Annotated in this window: 4 protein-coding genes; all 4 read left to right on the forward strand. The window is 60.7% G+C overall.

The window, feature by feature from the left end; all coding sequences use genetic code 11:
- Positions 1-301 precede the first annotated feature (301 nt).
- The 4 genes from PVW27_RS03105 (at position 302) to PVW27_RS03120 (ending at position 6,660) form a co-directional block, all read left to right on the forward strand.
- A complete protein-coding gene (locus PVW27_RS03105) occupies positions 302-4,789 on the forward strand; it encodes a PAS domain-containing protein (protein ID WP_274555071.1) in 4,488 nt (1,495 codons plus the stop codon).
- A gap of 192 nt (positions 4,790-4,981) precedes the next feature.
- Positions 4,982-5,383 carry a response regulator gene (locus tag PVW27_RS03110; protein WP_274555072.1) on the forward strand — a complete coding sequence of 134 codons (402 nt, stop codon included), beginning with the start codon at positions 4,982-4,984 and terminating at the stop codon, positions 5,381-5,383.
- Between the two features lie 84 nt (positions 5,384-5,467).
- The gene (locus PVW27_RS03115) at positions 5,468-6,433 is read left to right on the forward strand and encodes a response regulator (RefSeq protein ID WP_274555073.1); all 966 of its coding nucleotides are present in this window, start codon (positions 5,468-5,470) and stop codon (positions 6,431-6,433) included.
- A gap of 5 nt (positions 6,434-6,438) precedes the next feature.
- Positions 6,439-6,660, forward strand: coding sequence for a hypothetical protein (locus PVW27_RS03120; RefSeq protein ID WP_274555074.1), 222 nt, complete (start codon positions 6,439-6,441; stop codon positions 6,658-6,660).
- The last annotated feature ends 57 nt before the right edge of the window (positions 6,661-6,717 follow it).

The following is a 6,717-nucleotide window of genomic DNA, read 5'->3' on the forward strand; positions in this document are numbered from 1 at the left end:
CAAGGAATATGATTGACTTGACCTGCCGAGACAGACCCTTTTCAACGTTGCCGTGTATGCGGTGCGTCGCGGAACGAATGAATTGTGTAGAAGGTTCAGGGCTGCGTGGCTGGTGTCCGAATGTAAAGGTTGGATCAGGTCTCCATGTCGATCCGGTGGGAAAGCCGGGCAGCAGGAATGACGATCATCGGTTCTGGTCTATCGGGCGCGCCCCGTCGCCTACCGTGGAAAGAGGAATGTGCTTGTCACAATCGAAAGCATGCAGACCGTGCGTGACCGGCCCCGGCAAAAGGGTCATGGCGTGAAGCAAGAAACCCTGGTGATCTCTTTCCTGAATGAACTGGTGCGGACACCCGCGGCAGGGCTGGATGCTGCGATCACGCGCGTGCTTGGCCGGATGGGAGAACTGTGCGAGGCGGACCGCGCCTATGTCTTTCTGTTCCGCCATGACGAAGTGATGAACAACACGCATGAATGGGTGGCGGACGGCGTGCAGCCAATGCGCGCGCGGTTGCAGAACCAACCCATCGACATCATCTCGAGTTGGCGCAAAACGCTGGACAATGACGAGGTGGTGCATATAGCCGACGTCGCAGCCTTGCCTGCCAATACACCCGAGAAGCCGGTCCTCGAAATGCAGGACATCCTGTCCGTGGTTACCGTGCCGATTCTGGTAGATGGCAAGCTGGTCGGCCTGGCCGGTCTGGACCGCACCCGGCAGAAGGCACCATTCCCGGACGAGTCGATCGCCTTGCTGCGCGGTGTGGCGGATGTGATCCAGTCCGCGCTGATGCGCAAGGAAGCCTTGCAGGATCTGGAGCGCACCAAGACCAAGCTGGAACTGACGCTCGCCGCCCTGCCCGACCTTATGCTGGAGGTCGATCACGACGGCATTTACCGCGGATTTCATCACACCCGTGCTCTGGGCTGGGCGCCCGAGCCTCATTCGGTCATCGGTCACCGGATCGAGGATATCCTGCGCCCCGAGATCGCGGCCGAGCGGCGTCGCATGATGGCTGCGGCCCGCAATGGCGAAGCGGTTGTGGGGGTCGAGCAGCATCTGCGCCCTGATGATCCCACCAGCTGGGTCGAGGTCTCGGTTGCCCTGCGCGACAGTCTTGGCCCTGACGATCCGGGCGGCTATCTGTTCCTGATCCGCGACATCAGCGAACGCAAGGCGCGCGAGGCGGAACTGGCGCAGACGCAGGCACAGCTTGTCAGCGCCTCGGCGGAACGCGACACCGCCGTCTCCCGCCTGCATGACCTGTCCGAGATCAGCGATGATTGGGTCTGGGAGCAGAACGCCGATGGTCGCTATACCTACATGTCCCAGAGCATCGCGCGCTTTGGCGTGGGGCCCGCGTTCTTTATCGGTCGCACCCGCGAAGAGGTCGCTGCCGAAATCGGCGCGGTCGGGGGCGACGATTCGGGCTTTGAGCAGATCACCGCCAAGATGAAAGCGCGCGAACCGTTCCGCGATGTGATCTACAAGGCGCGTTATCTGGACGGGCGGCCTGCATTCTTCCGTTTCAGTGCCTCGCCCGTATTCGACGCCGAAGGAAATTTTGCGGGCTATCGCGGCGTCGGCTCGGACGTGACAGAACTGCGCCTTCGCGAGGCCGAGGCCCTTGAAACGGCAGGCCGGTTCGAGGCGATCATGGCGGCCCTGCCGGATCTATTGTTCGAACTCGACAGTTCCGGGCGCTATACCGGGTTTGTCGCCGGTCCCCAACATCTGCGGGTGCCCGTGGATGGCCCATTGGCCGGAAAATACCTGGAAGACGTGCTACCGGCCGAGGCCGCCAAGATCGGCCGCGCAGCTCTCCAGCAGGTGCTTGAAGAAGGGCGGATCGATGGCGTGCGCTACCCGATCGACTTCAATGGCGCCCGCCGCATCTTTGAAGTCTCGGGTGCGCGCAAGGATACCGTGCTGCCCGAGGGCATGCCGACCGCCATCTTCCTTGTGCGGGATGTGACCGCAGATACCGAACAGCGCGAAGAACTGCTCAAGATGGGCAAGATCGTCGAAGCGATGACGAATTTCGTGGTCGTCGTCGACCGCGAGAGGCGAGTCGTCTGGTTCAACCGCGCTTTTGCCGAGAAAAGCGGCTGGACGCTGGACGAAGTGCGCGGCCAATCATTCGAGGGACTGGTCCGCTGCCCCGAAAGCGATGCCGACACCGCCCGCGCCCTGAACGCATCCCTGTCACGGGGCGAGCCGTTCAGCGGCGAGATGGTGAATCGCGACAGGCATGGCAACCGCTACTGGATTGACTTCAACGTACAACCCCTGTTCGGAATCGACGGCACCTTGCAAGGGTTCGTCACCGTCGAGACAGACATCACCGAGCACAAGCTGCAACGTGCCGAGGTCAGCCGGTTGGCCGCCGAGGCCATGGCCATGCGCCAGCGGCTTGAAAATGCACTCAACGCGCTGCCCGACAGCGTCGTGATCTTCGACGCGGAAGATCGCCTTGTGATCGCCAATTCCGCCTACACCGAGATGTTCCCCGCCATAGCGCCAGCCTTGGTCGAGGGCGCGACACTGGAAAGCATCCTGCGCTTCGGGCTTGAGGCGAATGTCCTGCCTGGAAGCGGACAGGATGCCGATATCGAGGCGGTTCTAGCCGAACGCCTGCGGATCTACGGCCTGCCGCGCTTTGCGGACGAGGTCCAATTGCCGGACGGCCGCTGGGTGCGGCGGATCAATGTGCGCACGTCGGACGGCGGTTGCATCACCGTCGCCATCGACATCACCGCGCGCCGCCACCAGATTCAGGCGCTGGATGCCGCCAATGCCGAACTGACCAGCGCTCTGGCCGAACGCGATCTTGTGCAAGAGCAATTGACCAAGGTCATGGAAGGCGCCGCCATCGGCACATGGGAATGGGACGCGACGCGCCACACGCTGACCGTCGGCGGGCAATGGCGCGAGATTCTGGGTTATGGTGAAAGCCAGATGCCGCCAATGGACCTTTCCAGTTTCCGCAAACTTGTTCATCCCGAGGATCTCAAGGTCTTCGACACCATCGCAACGGTGCGCGAAGACAACGTCACTGCCCTGTCGGAAAGCGAATTCCGCATGCGGCATAACGACGGGCACTGGATATGGGTGCTGTCCCGCAGTCAGATCACCCGGTTCAGCCCGGATGGCACGCCCGAGATCATCGGCGGCGTGCATCTGAACATTTCGGACCGCAAGAGGCTGGAACAGGATCTGGAATCGGGCAAGAAGTTCCTCGAACAGGTCATGGATGCCAGTATTGCGGCGATCATCGTGATGAACGGTCACGGAGAGATCATCTATGCCAACAGCGAGGCCGAACGCATCCTGCGGCTGACCCGCAACGAAATGACGGGACTCGCCTATAACGCGCCGCGCTGGCACACGTCCCGACTGGACGGGAGCGCTATCCCTGACGAGGAATTGCCTTTCGCACTGGCCATTGCCGACCGCGAGCCCGTGCGCGATGTGCGTTTCGCCATACAATGGGACGACGGCACCCGGCGCTGCCTGTCTGTCAATGCGGTTGCCTTCGAGGGCGAAGGCGCCGAGTTGCGGGTTGTCACCTCCTTCAACGACATCACCGAGGAACTGGCGGCGACCACACGTCTGGAACAGGCCCGCGCTCAGGCCGAAGGGGCCAGCAAGTCCAAGTCGATGTTCCTTGCCAACATGAGCCACGAAATCCGCACGCCGCTGAACGGCGTTCTGGGGATGGCCGAAGTGCTGGAAGGCACATTGGTCGAAGAACGGCAACGCCGCATGATCAGCACGATCCGCACGTCGGGCGAAACCCTGCTGAGCATCCTGAACGACATCCTCGACATGTCCAAGATCGAAGCCGGCAAGATGGAGATCGAACAGGTCCCCTTCGTGGTGAATGATCTGGTGCAACCCGTGCAGGCCCTGAACGCCATCCGTGCCGAAGAAAAGGGGCTGGAATTCCGCGTTCACACCAATAGCGGCTGCGCCATGCCCCTCTTGGGCGATCCCCACCGGATCAGCCAGATCCTGAACAACCTGCTGCACAACGCAATCAAGTTCACCGAAAGCGGATCGGTCACCCTGACATTGCAATGCCAGCCCGGCGAGCCTCTGGAAATGGTTGTGACCGATACGGGAATCGGGATGTCCAAGACGCAGGTCTCGCGCATTCTGGACAGTTTCGAACAGGCCGATGGCAGCATTACCCGGCGGTTCGGCGGCACAGGGCTGGGCATGTCGATCGTGCGCCAGTTGGTCACCCTGATGAATGGCGAAATTGCGGTGGACAGCGCGCAGGGACAGGGCACTTCAATCCGTGTCAGCCTGCCCTTGCCCGTCGCCGAGGCCAGCCAGACGGTCCGCGCGCGCGACAGTAGCCCCGTCAACCGCCCGATGGTGCGCTTGGATCATCTGCGCGCCCTCGTCGCTGACGACAGCCAGACCAACCGTCTGGTGATCTCGGAAATGCTCATCGAATGCGGTGTGGAAATCACGATGGTCGAGAATGGCCGCGAGGCCGTGGATACGTGGTTGGAGAACATCCAGCAGGGCCGGGCCTTCGACATCGTGCTGATGGATATCTCGATGCCGGTGATGGACGGAGTCAGCGCCCTGACCCTGATCCGCGAACACGAGGACACCTTGGGCAAGGACCCGGTGCCCGTGATTGCTGTCACTGCGAATGCCATGCCGCATCAGGTGGCTGACTATCTGATCGCAGGTTTCGACACGCATCTGGCCAAGCCTTTCAAGCAAGCCGAACTGCTGCACGCCATCGTGACACTGACCCAGACCGATTGATCGCAGGGTCACCACCCTGACGCGGAACCCGGACGCCTCACGCCCGCTTAGGGCGAAAGACGATAAAATGGCCTGATGATTTTCATTTTTTTGCCGAATTGACTTGTTTAATGCTACACCATTGCAGAGCGCGCCGCGAACCCGCATTTTTGGTTCGCGTGCGGGTCAACAGTTTGCAGCGACATGGTAAAAATGACATTCAAGATTCTCCTGGCCGAAGACGACGAAGTCACTCAACAGATCGTGCAGTCACTTCTAAGTGGTTTTGGCAACATTTCCCTGACCGTGGCCAACGATGGCCGCGAGGCGCTGGAAGCTGCGTTGACCAAGCATTTCGACCTGATGATTTTTGATCAGAACATGCCCCATATCAACGGAGACCGGGTCATTCGGCACCTTCGCGCTGGCAATTCGGCCAACCGGGATGCCCGCGTGATCCGATTTACCGCGGACGCAGACTCCTTGCGCCAACCGATGCCCGGGTCCGACGCGGATATCGTGATGCCAAAGCCTATTCGTGGCGCAGATTTCATTGCAGTGATCGACGGACTGATCCAGAGACGTCCGACAGCACCCGAAACGAGCACCGTTTAGGTTGAAAAATGCACCGAATTCGCCCTACTCTCGACATATTCGGACGTCAATTTGCGATGAAAGAACCGATCGAGGATAGGCAGAATGAAAGACCTTCGGATACTCGCAGTCGATGATGACCGGGCGTTCCAGATGGTGCTGCAGGGCACACTGGCGCAGCTTGGCTACAACGATGTCACAAGTGTGCCCTCGGCCGCCGCTGCGCTGAAGGTCATTCGTAACAGCCCACAGTTGTTTGACGGCTTTCTGCTGGATATCGAAATGCCCGAAGTGGACGGTGTCGAACTCTGCCGCCGCATTCGCGGCATGTCGGTCTATCGCAAGACCCCCATCATCATGGTCACCTCGCTTGCCGACAAGCATTTCGTGGACAGCGCCTTCGCGGCTGGGGCCACCGATTACTTCACCAAGCCGCTGGACGAGATCGAATTGCGCGCCCGCCTGCAGGTCATGCGCCAGCTGGTGGACGAACGCCAGCGCGCCCTCGATCTGCTGGACGAGTTGAAGTCCTGGTCCGATCTGCCCAAGTCCAAGGTCAAGTTCGACGCGCCCCTGTCGGTGATCAGTGCGAACTGGATGGTCGAGTATCTGGCGATGCAGAACCACCTGTTGACGCTGAACCGTCTGCAACTGTTCGGCCATGCCGCGATCGGTTTCACCGTGACCAACGCGTCCGAGGCGTTTCGTCTGACGGATCATGTGGGATATATCGACTATCTTGCCAATATCGCGACGGTGGTTGCGGAATCCCTCAAGACCTCTCCCTTCAGCATGGCCCATGCCGGTCAGGGTGACTTCGTGGTGCTGACGAACCGCACGGCTGTCAGTGACCCCAAGGGGCTGCAGGACGAAGTGCGCGCTGGCATCGCCAGCTACCAGAAGCTCTACAGCAGCCTTGGCCTGCCGACACCGATGATCCAGGTGGGTCGTCCCGTCTCGGCCAGCATCTTCAGTCAGCGTGCGGAAATTTCCTCGCTGCTGGACCGCGCCCGCATGTCGTCGCAAATCGGTCTGGAGGAAGGCTTCAGTCCCCAAAAGCAATGGAACTGAGTTGAATGAACAGCAACGCTGCCAGAAAATTGCCTGACGGGCTGCCAGAGGTCCTCAAGGCGGCTCATCAGGTCTTCATCACACTGACCACCGACCGCATCCTGCGGATCGAAGCCCTGACACAAGCGGTGCACAAGGGGCAGGATCCGGGCCCTGCCCTGACTGAGAACGGCGGTGCGAAAGTCGGCCACGGTAGCGGCGGGATGAGCCTGCTGCGGGCGGCGTAAAAGTCGTCCACCTTTACCCTTTCTGGCGACAGGGAGGGCGGGAGGATTTTCACTGTG

Source organism: Seohaeicola sp. 4SK31, from assembly GCF_028802875.1.
GTDB lineage: Bacteria > Pseudomonadota > Alphaproteobacteria > Rhodobacterales > Rhodobacteraceae > Seohaeicola.

Coding starts and splice junctions, on each gene's coding strand:
- PVW27_RS03110 (WP_274555072.1), top strand. CDS start 4,982: ATGACATTCAAGATTCTCCTGGCCGAAGACGACGAAGTCACTCAACAG.
- PVW27_RS03115 (WP_274555073.1), top strand. CDS start 5,468: ATGAAAGACCTTCGGATACTCGCAGTCGATGATGACCGGGCGTTCCAG.
- PVW27_RS03120 (WP_274555074.1), top strand. CDS start 6,439: ATGAACAGCAACGCTGCCAGAAAATTGCCTGACGGGCTGCCAGAGGTC.